18 protein-coding genes are annotated in these 15,924 nt (G+C 73.8%); 11 read left to right on the top strand and 7 right to left on the bottom strand.

The features are described from left to right. Positions 1-11: 11 nt before the first annotated feature. The 5 genes from ybeY to ACIBBA_RS28550 all read left to right on the top strand — a co-directional run bounded on the left by ybeY (position 12) and on the right by ACIBBA_RS28550 (position 4,633). Positions 12-485, top strand: a complete 474-nt coding sequence (gene ybeY, locus ACIBBA_RS28530; RefSeq protein ID WP_350874009.1) for an rRNA maturation RNase YbeY — start codon at positions 12-14, stop codon at positions 483-485. Beyond that, a complete protein-coding gene (locus tag ACIBBA_RS28535; protein ID WP_396701330.1) occupies positions 485-1,876 on the top strand; it encodes a hemolysin family protein in 1,392 nt (463 codons plus the stop codon). Before ybeY ends, ACIBBA_RS28535 begins: the two co-directional genes overlap by 1 nt. Beyond that, a complete protein-coding gene (locus tag ACIBBA_RS28540; RefSeq protein ID WP_396701231.1) occupies positions 1,869-2,255 on the top strand; it encodes a cytidine deaminase in 387 nt (128 codons plus the stop codon). The genes ACIBBA_RS28535 and ACIBBA_RS28540 overlap by 8 nt, the downstream gene beginning before the upstream one ends. 14 nt (positions 2,256-2,269) lie before the next feature. Beyond that, complete coding sequence (era, locus tag ACIBBA_RS28545) at positions 2,270-3,166, top strand: GTPase Era (protein WP_396701332.1); 897 nt, start codon at positions 2,270-2,272, stop codon at positions 3,164-3,166. 249 nt (positions 3,167-3,415) lie between these two features. Then, positions 3,416-4,633 (top strand): acyltransferase, encoded by a 1,218-nt coding sequence (locus ACIBBA_RS28550; RefSeq protein WP_396701233.1) that lies wholly within the window; start codon positions 3,416-3,418, stop codon positions 4,631-4,633. Between the two features lie 16 nt (positions 4,634-4,649). On the opposite strand, the gene ACIBBA_RS28555 is transcribed toward ACIBBA_RS28550, so the two are convergent. After that, entirely contained in the window at positions 4,650-5,513 is an 864-nt protein-coding gene (locus tag ACIBBA_RS28555) for a DUF4097 family beta strand repeat-containing protein (RefSeq protein WP_396701235.1), read from the bottom strand. 102 nt (positions 5,514-5,615) lie between these two features. Between ACIBBA_RS28555 and recO the strand changes: the two genes are divergently transcribed. From recO to ACIBBA_RS28580, 5 genes are all read left to right on the top strand, one after another. After that, positions 5,616-6,422, top strand: a complete 807-nt coding sequence (gene recO, locus ACIBBA_RS28560) for a DNA repair protein RecO (protein WP_396701237.1) — start codon at positions 5,616-5,618, stop codon at positions 6,420-6,422. Further along, the gene (locus ACIBBA_RS28565) at positions 6,419-7,231 is read left to right on the top strand and encodes an isoprenyl transferase (protein WP_350874015.1); all 813 of its coding nucleotides are present in this window, start codon (positions 6,419-6,421) and stop codon (positions 7,229-7,231) included. The genes recO and ACIBBA_RS28565 overlap by 4 nt, the downstream gene beginning before the upstream one ends. Before the next feature lie 152 nt (positions 7,232-7,383). Then, positions 7,384-7,569: a hypothetical protein gene (locus ACIBBA_RS28570; protein WP_350874016.1), complete on the top strand. Its 186-nt coding sequence runs from the start codon at positions 7,384-7,386 to the stop codon at positions 7,567-7,569. A gap of 169 nt (positions 7,570-7,738) precedes the next feature. Beyond that, positions 7,739-7,939, top strand: coding sequence for a thioredoxin reductase (locus tag ACIBBA_RS28575; RefSeq protein WP_357049346.1), 201 nt, complete (start codon positions 7,739-7,741; stop codon positions 7,937-7,939). After that, the gene (locus ACIBBA_RS28580) at positions 7,936-8,697 is read left to right on the top strand and encodes a pirin family protein (RefSeq protein WP_357049349.1); all 762 of its coding nucleotides are present in this window, start codon (positions 7,936-7,938) and stop codon (positions 8,695-8,697) included. The genes ACIBBA_RS28575 and ACIBBA_RS28580 overlap by 4 nt, the downstream gene beginning before the upstream one ends. A gap of 37 nt (positions 8,698-8,734) precedes the next feature. Here ACIBBA_RS28580 and gndA read toward each other — a convergent pair whose 3' ends face one another. Next, on the bottom strand, positions 8,735-10,177 hold the full coding sequence (gene gndA, locus ACIBBA_RS28585; RefSeq protein ID WP_396701334.1) for an NADP-dependent phosphogluconate dehydrogenase: 1,443 nt from the start codon (positions 10,175-10,177) through the stop codon (positions 8,735-8,737). Positions 10,178-10,342: 165 nt separating this feature from the next. Next, entirely contained in the window at positions 10,343-10,639 is a 297-nt protein-coding gene (locus ACIBBA_RS28590) for a thiamine-binding protein (RefSeq protein ID WP_088988093.1), read from the bottom strand. Between the two features lie 299 nt (positions 10,640-10,938). Here ACIBBA_RS28590 and ACIBBA_RS28595 point away from each other — a divergent pair, with 299 nt between their 5' ends. After that, positions 10,939-11,193: a hypothetical protein gene (locus ACIBBA_RS28595; RefSeq protein WP_396701240.1), complete on the top strand. Its 255-nt coding sequence runs from the start codon at positions 10,939-10,941 to the stop codon at positions 11,191-11,193. Between the two features lie 93 nt (positions 11,194-11,286). On the opposite strand, the gene ACIBBA_RS28600 is transcribed toward ACIBBA_RS28595, so the two are convergent. The 4 genes from ACIBBA_RS28600 to ACIBBA_RS28615 all read right to left on the bottom strand — a co-directional run bounded on the left by ACIBBA_RS28600 (position 11,287) and on the right by ACIBBA_RS28615 (position 15,904). After that, positions 11,287-11,799, bottom strand: a complete 513-nt coding sequence (locus ACIBBA_RS28600; RefSeq protein WP_396701242.1) for a hypothetical protein — start codon at positions 11,797-11,799, stop codon at positions 11,287-11,289. Beyond that, positions 11,796-13,487 (bottom strand): PHP domain-containing protein, encoded by a 1,692-nt coding sequence (locus tag ACIBBA_RS28605; protein ID WP_350874021.1) that lies wholly within the window; start codon positions 13,485-13,487, stop codon positions 11,796-11,798. Before ACIBBA_RS28605 ends, ACIBBA_RS28600 begins: the two co-directional genes overlap by 4 nt. Positions 13,488-13,623: 136 nt before the next feature. Further along, positions 13,624-14,424, bottom strand: coding sequence for an energy-coupling factor transporter transmembrane component T family protein (locus ACIBBA_RS28610; protein ID WP_396701244.1), 801 nt, complete (start codon positions 14,422-14,424; stop codon positions 13,624-13,626). Between the two features lie 61 nt (positions 14,425-14,485). Beyond that, complete coding sequence (locus tag ACIBBA_RS28615; protein ID WP_396701246.1) at positions 14,486-15,904, bottom strand: ABC transporter ATP-binding protein; 1,419 nt, start codon at positions 15,902-15,904, stop codon at positions 14,486-14,488. Positions 15,905-15,924: the final 20 nt, after the last annotated feature.

Raw genomic sequence — 15,924 nt, forward strand, 5'->3', positions numbered from 1 at the left:
AGGGGAACCAGTTGTCCATCGAGATCGCCAACGAGTCCGGTGTCGAGGTCGACACCGACGCCGTGCTCGCCGTCGCCCGGCACGCCCTCGACGAGATGGGGGTCAACCCCCTCGCCGAGCTCTCCGTGCTGCTGGTCGACGTCGACTACATGACCGAGCTCAACCACCGCTGGATGGGTGGCGACGGGCCCACCGACGTGCTCGCGTTCCCCATGGACGAGGGCAGCGTCGACCACGGGCCGGGCGAGAGCGCCCCGGCCGGCGGCGAGCCGGCCCTGCTCGGCGACATCGTGCTCTGCCCCGACGTGGCGGCCAAGCAGGCGGCGACCGCCGGCCACTCCGCCGCCGACGAGCTGCACCTGCTCACCGTGCACGGGGTGCTGCACCTGCTCGGTTACGACCACGCTGAGCCGGAGGAGGAGCGGGAGATGTTCGCCCTCCAGGCCCGACTGCTGTCCAGCTGGCGGTCGAGCCGGTCCCGGTGATACCCCTTCATGCGTCCGCGGCCGGTGCGACCACCGGCCTACCGGACCTGCAACTGCTCGTCTTCGCCGCCGGTCTGGTGGTGCTCGCCGGGCTGATCGCGATGACCGAGGCGGCGCTCGCCGCGGTCTCGCCGGCCCGCGCCGCCGAGTTGACCCGCGACGGCGCCCGAGGCGCTCGGGCGCTGCAGGCCGTCGCCGGCGACGTGGTCCGCCACCTCAACCTGCTCCTGCTGCTGCGGCTGCTCGCCGAACTGACCGCCACCACGCTGGTGGCGCTGGTCGCGGTGGACACCTTCGGCGCGGGCTGGCGGGCGGCGCTGGTCACCGCCGGCGCGATGACCGTGGTCAGCTTCGTGGTGGTGGGGGTCGCCCCGCGTACCCTCGGCCGGCAGCACGCCTACTCGGTGGGTCGCGCGGTGGCGCCGCTGGTGCGCTGGCTGGGCCGCGCCCTCAACCCGCTCGCCTCGCTGCTGATCCTGATCGGCAACGCGGTGACCCCGGGCCGTGGCTTCCGCGAGGGCCCGTTCGCCACCCAGGTCGAGCTGCGGGAGTTGGTCGACCTGGCCGAGCAGCGCGGCGTCGTGGAGCACGGCGAGCGGCAGATGATCCACTCGGTCTTCGCCCTCGGCGACACCATCGCCCGCGAGGTGATGGTGCCGCGTACCGAGATGGTGTGGATAGAGGAGGGCAAGACCCTCTCCCAGGCGCTGGCGCTCTTCCTGCGCTCCGGTTTCTCCCGGATCCCGGTGATCGGCGAGAGCGTCGACGACGTGCTCGGCGTGCTCTACCTCAAGGACCTGATCCGGCGGGTACGCGGCGACGACCGCTCCGCCGAGCAGTTGCCGGTCTCCGAGCTGATGCGGCCGGCCACCTTCGTGCCCGAGTCCAAGCCGGTCGACGATCTGCTCTCCGAGATGCAGGCGGCCCGCAACCACCTGGTCATCGTCGTCGACGAATACGGCGGCACCGGCGGTCTGGTCACCATCGAGGACATCCTGGAGGAGATCGTCGGCGAGATCACCGACGAGTACGATGTCGAACGCCCGCCGGTCGAACGGCTGGCGGACGGGTCGGTCCGGGTCGCCGCCCGGCTTCCGGTCGAGGACCTGGGCGAGCTTTTCGACACCGAACTGCCCACCGACGAGGTGGAGACGGTCGGTGGTCTGCTCGCCCAGTCGCTGGGCCGGGTGCCGATACCCGGTGCGCTGGTCGAGCTGGCTGGTCTCCGGCTGATCGCCGAGGGCACCACCGGCCGACGCAACCGGATCGACACCGTGCTGGTGAGTCGGGTCGAGTCGACCGACCAGCAGGAGAGCCCGGGGCGCGGCGAGTCCGCCGAGTCCCGGGGCAACCAGAACCGAGCCGAGGAGAGGCAACCCGCCGATGCCTGAGTCGCCCGCCGTGCCAGCCGCCCGGCCCACCCCGTCCGCGCCGGCCGAGCTGAGCGCCGAGGACGGCAAGCTGGTCGTCCTGGCGCGGGGTGCCCGGGCGCGGGTGGGGGCCGTGGAGGGCGCGGCGGTGCGCGACCAGGACGGCCGGACGTACGCGTCGGCGAGCGTCGCGCTGCCGTCGCTGACCCTCACCGCGCTGCAATTGGCGGTCGCCTCGGCGGTGGCCGCCGGTGCGACCCGGCTGGAGGCCGCGGTGGTGGTCACCGAGGCCTCGACCCTGGACGGCGCCGGGCACGCGGCGGTCCGCGACCTCGCCGCCGAAGCGCCGATCCACGTGGCCGCGCCGAACGGCACCGTCCTCGGCACGGTGCTCCAGTGAGCGCGACCGGCGGTCTGCGGGACCCGGAGGAGCGCCCCTACCGGGCCGGCTTCGCCTGTTTCGTGGGGCGGCCCAACGCCGGCAAGTCGACGCTGACCAACGCGATCGTCGGGCAGAAGATCGCCATCACATCGAACAAGCCGCAGACCACCCGGCACATCATCCGGGCTGTCCTGCACCGGCCGGAGTCGCAGCTCGTCCTCGTGGACACCCCCGGCCTGCACCGCCCGCGTACCCTGCTCGGCGAGCGTCTCAACGACCTGGTCCGTACGACCTGGTCGGAGGTCGACGTGATCGGCCTCTGCATCCCGGCGGACGAGCCGGTGGGCCGGGGCGACCGGTTCATCAGCGGCGAGCTGGCGGAGCTGAAGGCGACCGTGCTGGCCGTGGTGACGAAGACCGACCTGGTCGACAAGAAGCGCCTGGCCGAGCAGCTGCTCGCGGTGAGCGAGCTGGGCGACTTCGCGGCCGTGGTGCCGGTCAGCGCCGTCTCCGGGCACCAGGTGGACACCCTGGTCGACGTGATGACCGACTACCTGCCACCGTCCCCGCAGCTCTACCCGGACGACATGCTCACCGACGACCCGGAGCAGGTGCTGGTCGCCGAGCTGATCCGGGAGGCGGCGCTGGAGGGCGTCCGCGACGAGCTGCCGCACTCCATCGCGGTGGTGGTGGAGGAGATGCTCCCCGAGGGCAAGCTCACCAAGATCTACGCCGACCTGTACGTCGAGCGTCCCAGCCAGAAGGCGATCGTGATCGGTCACCGGGGCAGCCGGCTCAAGCAGGTCGGCACCGCCGCCCGGCAGCAGATCGAGGAGCTGCTCGGCACCCGCGTCTACCTCGACCTGCACATCCGGGTCGCCAAGGACTGGCAGCGCGACCCGAAGCAGCTGCGCAAGCTCGGCTTCTGACCCGGCCGCAACCTCTGTTCGAGCGCCCGTCCCGGCTTCCGGGTCGGGCGCTCGACCGTTACCGCCAACCCTGATCGGCAGCGGTCAGCGCACTGCGCGGCCCGCTGCGCTGGCCGAAAACCGGCATGATCGGCATCGGTCGGACCTATGGGAACTTTCACTTCTCGACGGGGTGTCGGTCCGTTTGGCCGCGGGCGGGCGGAGGGTAGGAGACATTCGCGCCCGTGCCCCCGACACAGATGCAGGCTGATGCGAAACAGATACCTCGATCTGCTCCGTTTCCTGGCCATCGTTCGAGTCGTCGTCTACCACGTCACCGGCTGGGCCGCGCTGACCCTGATCTTCCCGGCGATGTCGGTGATGTTCGCGCTCGCCGGTTCGCTGATGGCCGCCTCGCTGCACCGGTCCGGGCCGGCGGCCGTGGGCCGCCGGCTGCGTCGACTGCTGCCCTCACTCTGGGTCCTGGCCGCGATCTTCGTGCCGGCCATGCTGCTCACCGGGTTGCCGTTGACCCCACGGGTGCTGCTCTGGCTGTTCCCGGTCGCGGACCCGCCGGCCAACGGCTGGGGCGCGCTGGCGCTGAGCGTCATCTGGTACCTGCGCGACTACCTGTGGTTCGTGCTCGCCTCGCCGGTCGCGCTCTGGCTGTTCCGCCGGGCCCCGCTGCCCACCCTGCTGGCCCCGTACGTCCTGCTCGCGGCGATCGAGTCGGGCATCTGGGCGACGGCGCCCGGGGTGGCCCGGGAGTTCGGCCTCTACTTCGGCGCGTGGTTGCTCGGCTTCGCCCACCACGCCGGGATGCTCCGGCGGCTCGCCAACCGGGTGCTGGTTCCGCTGGCGCTGGCGCTCGCCGCCGCCGGGGGCGGTTGGATCCTCACCCACCCCGGTCCCCGCGGCTACGACCTGAACGACATCCACCTCGGCAACGCGCTCTGGTCGGCGGCGTTCATCCTGGTCGTCCTGGGCCGGGGGCCGGCCGGCGCGGCGTGGATCGAGCGCAGCGCCCTGTTCAGCCGGCTGGTGACCGTCTTGAACCGGCGGGCGCTCACCGTCTACCTCTGGCACATGCCGTTCGTGGTCGCCCTCACCCCGCTGGTCGACGTGGTGGGCTGGTCGCACCAGGATCCGCTGGGGCTGGCCATCCGGGTGCTGCTGGTCTTCGCGCTGGTGGGCGTGGTGACGCTGGCGGTGGGCTGGGTGGAGGACCTGGCCGCCCGTCGGCCGGTCGAGCTGCTCCCCGGCGTCCGCCGCCCGGTGTCGGCCGGCGTGCCGCCCACCAGCCCACCCCCGGCCGGCGCGGTCACCCGGCCGGTGCTCGTCGGTGCTGCCGCTCGTGCCGCCGACGGTGCACCGTGGTCCGCTGCCGCCCGATCCGACGGCGCGGGCGGGCCGGGCCCGACCGGGGCGTACCCGGACCGGCGCGGCCCGGACGCCGGCCCGGTGCCGGCGCAGCGCACCGGCCGATAGCCGCCCACGCCCGAGGTCAGCGCTGGGTGATCGAGACGTCGCCGCTGCCGGTGGAGACGTCGAGGACCAGGGACGCGCCGGGGTCGTCGGCGACGCCGAGCTGGGCGTCGCCGGAGCCGGTGTTGGACCGGACCCGGTACCGGCCGGGGGGCACGACCAGGTTGACGTTGCCGCTGGACGCGTGCGCGCGGGCGGAGACCGGCTGGTCCACCTCCACGTCGACGTCGCCGGAGTTGGCCTCGACGTCCACCTGCCCGGAGAGCCGGCGGGCGCTGATGTTGCCGGAGGAGGCCCGCAGGATGACCGGGCCGGTCACCTCGGTCACCTCGATGTCACCCGAGCCGGTCTCGACCCGGACCGCTCCGCTGCCGCCGGCCAGCCGGACGTTGCCCGAGCCGAGCTGCAGCTGCACCGTGCCGACCCGGCTCAGCTCGACGTCCCCGGAGCCGGTCTCGCCCTGCACGGCGACCCCCTCCGGGGCGGTCACCTCGTAGGAGATGCTGCACCGCGACCCGCAGTCGGTGTCCAGCACCAGCTCGTTCTCGTTGATCTGGTACGTCGCGTCGGGCTGGGCGCCCTGGTAGCGCACCACCCGCTTGATCCGTACCTCCGACGCGCCGCCGGTGGCGCGCACCACCACGTCGCCCGCCCCGGGCAGCACCCGGATCGTGGTGATCCGGGCCGCCTCGGTGTTGTCGTAGTCGAGCCGGCGGTAGGAGAGGTTGTCACACCCGGCGAGGACGATGAGGGTGGCGGCCAGGCCGAGAGCGACCGCGCCGGTCCGGCGGGCGCCAGGGCGGCGGGCGGCGGGGCGACGGTCGGCAGAGCGACGGGCGTCGCGGTCGTCAGCGCGGCGGCCGATGGTGCGGTGCAGGGCCATGGCGAGCACGCTACGGCTGAAAACGGGCCCCGCGCATCGGGGTTCGTCCGGCCGTCCACCCCGAACCGACCCTGATATCGCACCCCGAGGGAGAATGGCCCGATGGCCGGGTACCGCCGACAGCTCTACCGCGACGACGCGGTGGTGCTGCGTGTGCAGAAGCTCGGCGAGTCCGACCGGATCATCACGCTGCTCACCCGCCGGCACGGCCGCCTTCGCGCGGTGGCCCGGGGCATCCGGCGCACCACCAGCAAGTTCGGCGCCCGGCTCGAGCCGTTCGGGCACGTCGACCTCCAGCTCGCGGGCGACCCCAAGGGCAACCACGGCAGTTCGCTGCACACCGTGAGCCAGGTCGAGGGCATCGACCTCTACGGCAAGCGGTTCCTCGGCGACTACCCGCGCTACACCGCGGCCAGCGCGATCGCCGAGACCGCAGAGCGGCTCACCCCGGTCGAGCGGGAGCCGTCGCTGCGGCTGTTCCAGCTCACCCTGGGCGCGCTGCGCGCGCTCGCCGAGGGCAGCCACGCCACCACCCTGGTGCTCGACGCCTACCTGCTGCGGGGGATGGCCCTGGCGGGCTGGGCGCCGGCGCTGATCGCCTGCGCGGTCTGCGGCACGCCGGGTCGGCACCGGGCCTTCTCGGTGCCGGCCGGCGGCGCGGTCTGCCCGGACTGCCGCCCACCGGGCGCGGCCCATCCCGCGCCGGCGACCATCGACCTGATGTCCGCCCTGACGAGCGGAGACTGGCGGGTCGCCGACGCCACCGAGGCCGGCGTACGCCGGGAGTGCAGCGGCCTGGTGGCGGCGCACCTGCAGTGGCACCTGGAGCGCGCGCTACGCTCGCTGCCGCTGGTCGACCGGGGTGCCCCGGGGTCCGGCGAGAGCGGGGCGAAGGAGAGAACAGAGTGATTCGCACGAGCAGGGCCGGCCGGCGTACGCCGACGCCACCGACACCGCACCCGTCCGGCGCCCGGCCGCCGGCGCTGCCCGCCGAGGCGCTGCCCCGGCACGTCGCGGTCGTGATGGACGGCAACGGCCGGTGGGCCAAGGACCGCGGTCTGCCCCGCACCAAGGGCCACGAGGCGGGGGAGCACAGCCTCTTCGACACCATCGAGGGCGCCATCGAGCTGGGCATCCCCTATCTCTCGGCGTACGCCTTCTCCACCGAGAACTGGCGGCGCTCGCCGGATGAGGTCCGTTTCCTGATGGGCTTCAACCGCGACGTGATCCGCCGCCGCCGCGACCAGCTGGTCGACCTCGGCGTCCGGGTGGTCTGGTCCGGTCGGGCCGGCCGGCTCTGGAAGAGCGTCATCTCGGAGCTGCAGACCGCCGAGGAGATGTCCCGGGGCAACTCGACGCTGACCCTGCAGTTCTGCGTCAACTACGGAGGCCAGGCGGAGATCGCCGACGCCACGGCGGCGATCGCCCGGGAGGTCGCGGCCGGCCGGCTCGATCCGGACAAGATCACCGAGAAGACCGTGGCGAAGTACCTCTACCACCCCGAGATCCCCGAGGTGGACCTCTTCCTGCGGCCCTCGGGCGAGCAGCGGATCTCCAACTTCCTGCTCTGGCAGACCGCGTACGCTGAGCTGGCCTTCCTCGACACGCTCTGGCCGGATTTCGACCGCCGGCACCTCTGGTACGCCTGCGAGCTCTACGCGCAGCGGGACCGGCGGTTCGGCGGCGCGCTGCCCAACCCGGTCGCCCCGCCGGCCTGACCGGCACGGCCCGGCCGGCCGGCGCCGGAGCGGCGACCGGCCACCGGGCGGGGAGTTGCCGTCCTCGTGGCACCGACCGCCGGTCGCAGGCTTACCAGGGCGTCACGCTGGGTATCAGTCTGCTCAGGAGCCACTGACGGAGGTGAACCCACATGATCCAGAAGCGCATTGCCCAGTGGGCGGTGATGGCCGTCGCCGTGCCGCTGGCCGCCGCCGGCGCGCGCCGGCTGAGCCACACGCTGGAGGCTCGTCGCGGCCCCTCCGGGGTGTCCCGACTCCTGACCCGGGGTGCCGACATGCTGCGCCCGCAGAAGGCCAAGCGCCGCCGGTTCTGGTGATCGACCCGAAATCTGCGCCGCCCGCCGAGCCGCGGGCGGCGCAGATTCGCGTCTGCGGCGTTGGCCGGTCGGCGGGGGGCGGCCGTGCTTAGGATCGACAGGCGGGGGTGTCGTGGGGGTGCTCCCGTCTTCGGGGGTGGCGATGCGGGAGCTCCGGTACAAAATGATCATGGCGTTGAACGCCGCCGACCTGGGCGACCCGATCTGCGACCAGGTGGCCGAGATCTGTGCCGAGATCGCCGAGCAGCACTGCGCCGAACTCGGTCACGCGCCGCAGCTGCGCACCGGTGAGATCGGCGAGCTGGCCACCGGCGAACCGGCCCTGACCTGGGCGCCGACCCCCGCCGACAGCGCCCAGCGGGCCTGGTGAGCACGCCCGCGCCGGCGGTCGACGTACGCCGGGCCGACGACCGCTTCCACACCCGGATCTCCTGGCTGGACTCGAAGCACTCGTTCTCCTTCTCCCGGCACTACGACCCGGCCAACACCCACCACGGGCTGCTGCTGGTCAACAACGACGACGTGGTCCGGCCCGGCGCCGGCTTCGAGACCCACCCGCACCAGGACATGGAGATCGTCACCTGGGTGCTCCGTGGCTCGCTGGTCCACCAGGACTCGACCGGGCACTCCGGGGTGATCTATCCGGGGCTGGCCCAGCGGATGAGCGCCGGCACCGGCATCCTGCACTCGGAGAAGAACGACTCCTGGCGGCTCGACGGCCGGAACCCGCACACCGACCCGGTGCACTTCGTGCAGATGTGGGTGCTGCCCGACACCGAGGGCGTCGACCCGGGCTACGAGCAGTTGGAGATCGACGACCAGTTGCTCCGCGGCGACCTCGTGCCGGTCGCGTCCGGCATGGAGCGCTACGACGGCGCGTCCGCCATCCGGATCCGAAACCGGTACGCGGCCCTGCACGCCGCCCGCCTCGGCCCGGGCGACGCGGTCACCCTTCCGGACGCGCCCTACCTGCACCTCTACGTGCCCACCGGCGCGGTCACGCTGGAAGGCGTCGGGCCGCTCGGCACCGGCGACGCCGCCCGACTCACCGCCACCGGCGGTCAGCGGGTCAGCGCCACCGAGCCGGCCGAGATCCTGGTCTGGGAGATGCACGCCACCCTCGCCTGACGCCCGCTCGACCGGCAGCCCGCAGGGGTCGGGCTCGTCACGCCTCCACTTCGGAACGGTCGCCGGCCCAGAGGGTGTGGAAGGCGCCCTCCCGGTCGACCCGCTGGTAGGTGTGCGCGCCGAAGTTGTCCCGCAGCCCCTGGATCAGCGCGGCCGGGAGCCGCTCCGCCCGCAGCGCGTCGAAGTAGGACAGCGACGAGGCGAACGCGGGTGTGGGCACCCCGGCCCGGGCCGCGTCGGCCACCACCCGTCGCCAGCTCGGCACGCCCGCGCCGACCGCCTCGGCGAACCACGGCGCCACCAGCAGGGTGGGCAGGTCGGGCTGCTCGTCATAGGCCTTCCGGATGTTGTCCAGGAAGCGGGCCCGGATGATGCAGCCGCCCCGCCAGATGGTCGCGGTGCCGCCCAGGTCGATGTTCCAGTCGTACTCCTGGCTGCCGGCCCGGATGTGGTCGAAGCCCTGGGCGTACGCGACGATCTTGGAGGCCAGCAGCGCCCGACGGACGTCCTCGACGAACGTGTCGCGGTCGTCCACCTGCCACTTCGCCCCGGCGTCCGGGAAGGCCCGGCGGGCCGCCGCACGCTGGTCGACGTGCCCGGAGAGCGAGCGGGCGAAGGTCGCCTCGGCGATGCCGGTGATCGGGATTCCCAGGTCGAGCGCGCTCTGCACGGTCCACCGACCGGTGCCCTTCTGCTCCGCCCGGTCCTGCACCACGTCGACGAACGGGCGGCCGCTGGCCGCGTCGGCGTGCGCCAGCACGTCCGCGGTGATCTCGATGAGGAAGGACTCCAGCTCGCCGTCGTTCCAGCCCCGGAAGATCTCCGCGATCTCCGCGGGCTCCGCGCCCAGACCAGCCCGGAGCAGGTCGTACGCCTCGGCGATGAGCTGCATGTCGGCGTACTCGATGCCGTTGTGCACCATCTTCACGAAGTGCCCGGCGCCGTCCGGGCCGACGTGCCGGCAGCACGGCACCCCCTGCACCTGCGCGGCGATCTTCTCGAAGATCGGGCCGAGCTTGCGGTACGACTCGGCGGAGCCGCCGGGCATGATGCTCGGCCCGAGCAGCGCGCCCTCCTCGCCACCGGAGACGCCGGTGCCGACGAAGTGCAGCCCGTGCTCGCGCAGCGACTCCTCCCGTCGGCGGGTGTCGGCGAAGTGGGCGTTGCCGCAGTCCACCACGATGTCGCCCGGGTCCAGCAGCGGGACCAGCTCGTCGATCACGGCGTCGGTCGGCGCGCCGGCCTTCACCATGACGATCACCGCCCGGGGGCGTTCCAGCGCCCCGACGAAGTCGGCCAACGACTCGGCCGGCACGAACGTGCCCTCGTCACCGTGCTCGGCGACCAGGCGCCGGGTCCGCTCCGGCGAGCGGTTGTGCACCGCCACCGTGAACCCGTTGCGGGCCAGGTTGCGGGCCAGGTTGCGGCCCATCACCGCCAGCCCGGTCACGCCGATCTGCGCCGTCGCCTGCTCCGCCATGCGTGCCGCCACCTCTCGCTCCTGCTGTCCGCGGCTTCGAACCTATCGCGCTGTCCGCCGACCCGCGCCGACGATCGACCGTCGGTGACGGGACGGATGCGTTCGGCTCCGCCTCCGGCGACGGGCGGGTCGACCGGCTGCGCGTTGCGCGCCGCGGTCGGACGGTCAGCCCTCGGCCAGCCGGGCCTCGATCCGCGCGACCTTGCCGGTGAGCGCGTCGGTCACCCCGGGTCGGACGTCGGCCTTGAGCACCACGCTCACCCGCGGCGCCCGCGCGGCGACCACGTCGACCGCCCGCTTGACCACCGCCATCACCTCGTCCCACTCGCCCTCGACGGTGGTGAACATGGCGTCGGTCCGGTTGGGCAGGCCGGACTCGCGGACCACCCGGACGGCCTCGGCGACCAGGTCGCCCACCGAGTCGTCGCCGCCGAGCGGGGTGATCGAGAACGCGATCAGCATGTGCCGATCCTGCCAGCAAATCGGATGCGCGCGCGGCCGGGCATGGGTTACCGTCGGCACATGCGTAACTGACGCCCACCTCCGAGCCGGCCCGCCGCCCTGCGTGCGGTCCGTGCGCTCCCGGGCGTCCGCATTCTCCGCCACCGCCGCGTCGGTGGCCGTCGTGGCCGATCCCGGGACGAACCCCGTCCGCCAGGACCGTGGCTGTCGTCAGCCCGGTTCCCGCCCAGCCGAGACCGTGCCGTTCACGCCGCGACCACGCGTCGCCCGCCGGCCGGTCCGCCGAGAAGGAGGCCCGGATGCCCACCAAGCGCAACCCGAAGAAGTCCCGTACCCCACGATCCACGCCCGACGTCGCGGAGCTGACGCCGGCCGACCTCGACGCGGTGGTCGCCCCCGTGGTGCCGCCGCTGCCGCTCGACGCGGCGACCGAGCCGGCGACCCGGCCGGTCCCGCCGAAGGCCGGTCCGCCGGTCGGCCACGGCCGCTCCGCCGCCGGCCGGGGCAGTCAGCGGGCCGGCGCGCCCCGCCGGTACGCCTTCCGGCGCAGCTGATCGGCGGAGGCGGGCCCGCCTCGCCTCAACCACCGCTGCACCAGCCGGCACCGGGTGCGGTCCGCCACCATTGGTGACGGACCGCACCCGGGCTCAGTGGTCGGCGCAGCAGGGCGTCGGGTCGGCCACCTCGAACGGAGCGACGCCGCCGGCGTGGTGCGGCACGGCCACCAGCACCAGCTCGCCGTCGCGCCACTGCGGACGGACGAAGTCGCGGGTGTCCAGCGGCAGCTCCGGTCCGGCCGTCGCCCCGCCGAGCACCACGACCCGCTCGATCGCGCTGTCGGCGAGCACCTCGCCGACGGTGCGCGTGCCGACCAGCCGGTCCACACCGGGGTAGCGCACGGCCCGGCCGGCGCGGCGTTCGCCGTGTTCGGCCGCCGCCCGCTCGGCCGCCGCCCGCAGTTCCGGCGGGGTGCTGGGCAGCCCGGCCAACCGGTCCGTCGCCGCCGGCACTGCCACGCTGAGCGCCACGTGCGGGTACGGCGCGGCGACCAGGTGGGTGCAGGCGACCAGGTCCGGCAGGTCGAGCGGCACAACGTGGGCGGCCAGCCAGTGCTCGGCCTCCCGGACGGTCCGGTGACCCAGGCTGAGGCCCAGGATCACTGCGGCAGGACCCAGATGGGGTTGGCGTAGAACCACAGGTCCTCCCACGGGTCCGCGGCGCCGGTGACGTCGAGGGCCGGGCCGAACGGGTCGACCGCCGCACCCATCAGGCCGGGCTGGCTGCGCTTGCCGTCCGTACCCCGGACGCGCAGGTAGAACGGCTCGTCCACCCGTCCGAAGGAGTAGGTGAAGGAGACCTTGCCGGTGCCCTTGGCGACCTCGAAGGACTTCACCACCTTGGTGTCGGGTGCGGTGAAGGCGTCCTTGTCGGCGACCGGGCCGGTCACCCGACCGGCGATCACGTCGACCCGGGCGAGGGTGGGCACGAACTGCGACCAGTTGGGGGTGTCGGCCAGGTCGATGTCGATGGTCACCTCGACCCGGGTACCGCGCTTGACCCGCAGCACGCCACCGAGCGGCGTACCCGACTCCCGGCGCCGGTCACCGGCGATCCGGGCGCGGACGTCGAGAGCCTTGATCAGACCGGCGTGGTCCACCCAGACCCGGCCAGCCCGCAGGCCGTCCATGACGGACCGGTAGCTGAAGGAGCTCGCCCCGACGTGGGTACGGCTGTACTGGCCCGGCCAGTAGTCGCCGGCCGTGCTGAGCAGTGGGCCGTACACCGGGTCGTTGTGCTTGCCGTTGAGGTCGAAGTTGCTGTCCGGCCCCCGCTGCGAGGTGTCCAGGTAGTTGACGTGCGAGTCGGAGTTGGCGCTGATCCACCAGGCCCGGCCCTCGGCGAGCAGGCTGTCCCAGAGCCCGCCGACGGTGGAGGTCATCCAGTCGAACCCACCCCACGTGCGGTAGCTCTCCAGGGGGTAGCCGGGGAACGACGCGGCGGACGGGCTGTTGTCGTAGTAACCGCGGTTCCGGCCGCCACCGGGCAGACCGGCCGCCTGGTGGCCGGGAGCGCCCTCCATGCCGATCGCCACGCTCGGGTCGGCGTCCCGCCAGGCGCGGATCTCGTGCGGGGAGTCGATGCCCCGCCGGGCCGGGTGGTTCGCCAGGAAGAGCGCGCCCTCGACGCGGCGCTTGCGGACCGCCTCGCCGAGGAACTTGATGCCGGCGATGGCGAGCGCCTCGTTGGCCGGGGTCGAGTCACCGGCGTTCTTGACGCTGCCGTCGAACGCGTTCTCGAACTCCTTGAGAACGGCGACCTCGTTGCGCCCCGGGTGGACGAAGACGGTGGCGTGCTCCGCGGCCGGGATGTTCCACTCCAGGCCCTGGTAGATCAGCAGGTCCTTCAGCTGGGCCCGGGCGGCGACGATGTCCGGGTTGACCTTGTCCACGCCGATCTTGGCGTGGGCCACGCTGCCGTGGTCGGTGACGACCATCCAGTCCAGCCCGTACGCCTGGGCGTGCCGGGCCTGGTCGACCACCCGGTACATCGCGTCCGAGCTGTACTGGGTGTGGATGTGGTGGTCGCCGGCGAGCCACTGGAACTCGCCGGTGCGGCCGTGGTCGCCACCGGGGCCGTGGTCATGGCCCGCCGCGTGCGCGGCGGTTCCGCTGGTCAGCACGGTGGCGGCCGCGCCGGCGCCGAGCAGGCCGGCGTTGCGCAGGAAGCCGCGTCGGCTGAGGTCACCGGGCGCCAGTTCGGCGTCCGGGACACCGAGGTCGAGCGCCGGAGGTACGTCGCCGCCGGCGGCGGGATCGTGATCGTGATGGTGCGCGTGGCCGTGGCCCATGTGCTGCTCCAGTCGGATCAGGGGAGTAGTCCGCGGGCCAATCTGGACTGCGCAGGGGAACAGTGCGTGTCACCAGCGCGGCAACCATGCGAACATGCGACTCCGGCCATGCCTGCGGGCCAGGCGTGCGGCCTGGTCAGCCGATGAGGGGCCGGAAGGTGCCGAGCAGGATGCTGGTGGTGAGGGCGGCGGCGGCCAGCGTCGCGGCGCCGGCCACCAGGAGGGCGTCCGCGGCGGTGAACCGCTGCCGGCGGGCGACCGTGCGCGGGGTGCCCGCGTCGAAGCCCCGGGCGTCCATCGCCACCGCCAGTCGGGTACCCCGCCGGATCGCCCCGACCAGCAGCGCGAACGCGGTCGAGACGAAGAGCCGCAGCTTCGCCACCGGGTTGCGCCCGGCGTCCACCCCGCGCGCCCGGCGGGCCATGCTGATCATCTGCCACTCCTGGCCGAGCAGCGGCACCAGCCGGAACGCCGCCAGGGCCCCGATGGCGAACCGGGCCGGCGCCTTGGCGTTCTGGACCAGCGCGTCGGCCAGGTCGGTCGGGTCGGTGGTGGCGAACACGATCACGCCGGGCAGCGCCACCGCGAACATCCGCAGCACCAGCCCGAGCGCGGTGAGCAGCACGCCCGAGGTGACCACGACCGGGCCGGCCTCGACCAGCACCCGGCCGGAGCGCTCGGCGGCGAAGAGCACCAGCGTGACCACGATGCCGACCGCGCTGACCAGCAGCGGCCACGCGCGCCGGGCCAGCACCCGGTAACGCACGCCGAAGAGCGGCAGCAGCGCCAGTTCGACCGCGATGGCGATCGCCGGCGCGACCGGGTCGAGGGTGGCGACCAGCACGATCGAGAAGACCAGCGCGGCGGCCAGCTTGGCGACCGGGTTGCGCCGGGCCAGCGGCGCCCCGGGCACGGCGACGGGTTCGAGGCCGATCACGACCGTCTCCGCGGGTCGACGGCGGCAGGGCCGGCGACGGCCGCCGGGCTGGCGGGGCCGGTCATGGCCGCCGCTCCAGGGTGAGTTGCCGGTCGGCGAGCGCGGCGACGAACTCCGGGTCGTGGGTCACGGTGACCACGCCGTGCCCGGCGTCGCGCAGCTCGGCGAAGAGGTCGACCAGTTCCAGCCAGGTCCTCCGGTCCTGACCGAAGGTGGGCTCGTCGCAGACCAGCAGGCGGGGCGCGGTGGCCAGGGCGGTCGCGACGCTCAGCCGCCGCGCCTCGCCACCGGAGAGGGTGTACGGGTTGGCGCCGGCGAGCGCGGTCAGCCGCAGCCGGTCCAGCAGCTCGTCCACCGTGGACCGGATCGCCGCCTCGTGCCGGCCGGTGCGGCGCGGGCCGAGAGCCAACTCGTCGTAGACGGTGCTCGTGACGAACTGGTGCTCCGGGTCCTGGAAGACCGAGCCGATCCGGCCGGCCAGGGCGGGGGCGCGCCAGCGGTGCGGGGGAGTGCGGGCGTCCCGGCCGGCCAGCTCCGGGCTCGCCGTCACCGCGCCGGTGCCCGGCCGGAGCAGCCCGCCGAGCAGCAGCGCCAGGGTGGACTTGCCCACCCCGTTCGGGCCGAGCACAGCGAGCGCCTCGCCGGCGCGTACCGCCAGGTCGGTGTCGGCCAGCCGGGGTGGCAGGCCGAGCCGGTCGGCGGTGAGCAGCAGGTCGCCCGGGGTCGTGGTGGCGCGCCGGGGCGGCACGGTCCGGCCGGGCACCCAGACGCCCTCGGCGGCGAGCGCGTCGCCGTGGGCGCCGAAGACCGCCTCCGGGGTGCCGTCGGCGCGTACGCCGCCGCCGGGTTCGAGCACCACCACCCGGTCGACCAGCGGCAGCGCCTCGGCCACCCGGTGCTCCACCAGGATCAGCGTGGTGTTGGCCTCCAGCGCCCCGGCGACCGCGTCGCGGACCAGCGCGGCGCCGGCCGGGTCGAGGTTGGCGGTCGGCTCGTCGAGCAGCAGCAGGCCGGGGCGCAGGGCCAGCACCCCGGCCAGCGCGAGGCGCTGCTGCTCGCCGCCGGAGAGGGCGGCGGTGGGCCGGTCCCGGTGGTACGGGAAGCCGACCCGGCGCAGGGTCTCGTCGACCCGGGGCCAGATCTCCGCGGCCGGTACGCCCCGGTTCTCCAGCCCGAACGCCACGTCGTCGCCGCAGCGGGCCATCACCAGCTGGCTCTCCGGGTCCTGGAAGACGATGCCGACCCGTTCCCGGTCCTTGCGCGGGTCCAACCCGTCGATCTCGCCGGTGCCCGCCTGCTCGCCGGAGTCCTCCGGCAGCAGCCCGGCGAGCGCGGCCAGCAGGGTGCTCTTGCCGGCCCCGGACGGGCCGAGCAGCAGCACCCGCTCGCCGCTGGAGATCCGCAGATCCACGTCGCGCACGGCCCAGCGCTTGCGCCCGGCGTGCCGCCACCCGAACCCCCGCAGTTCCACTCCGCTCACCGCACCCCCTCCCGCGCGCC

This window comes from Micromonospora sp. NPDC051006 (assembly GCF_044456245.1).
Lineage (GTDB): Bacteria > Actinomycetota > Actinomycetes > Mycobacteriales > Micromonosporaceae > Micromonospora.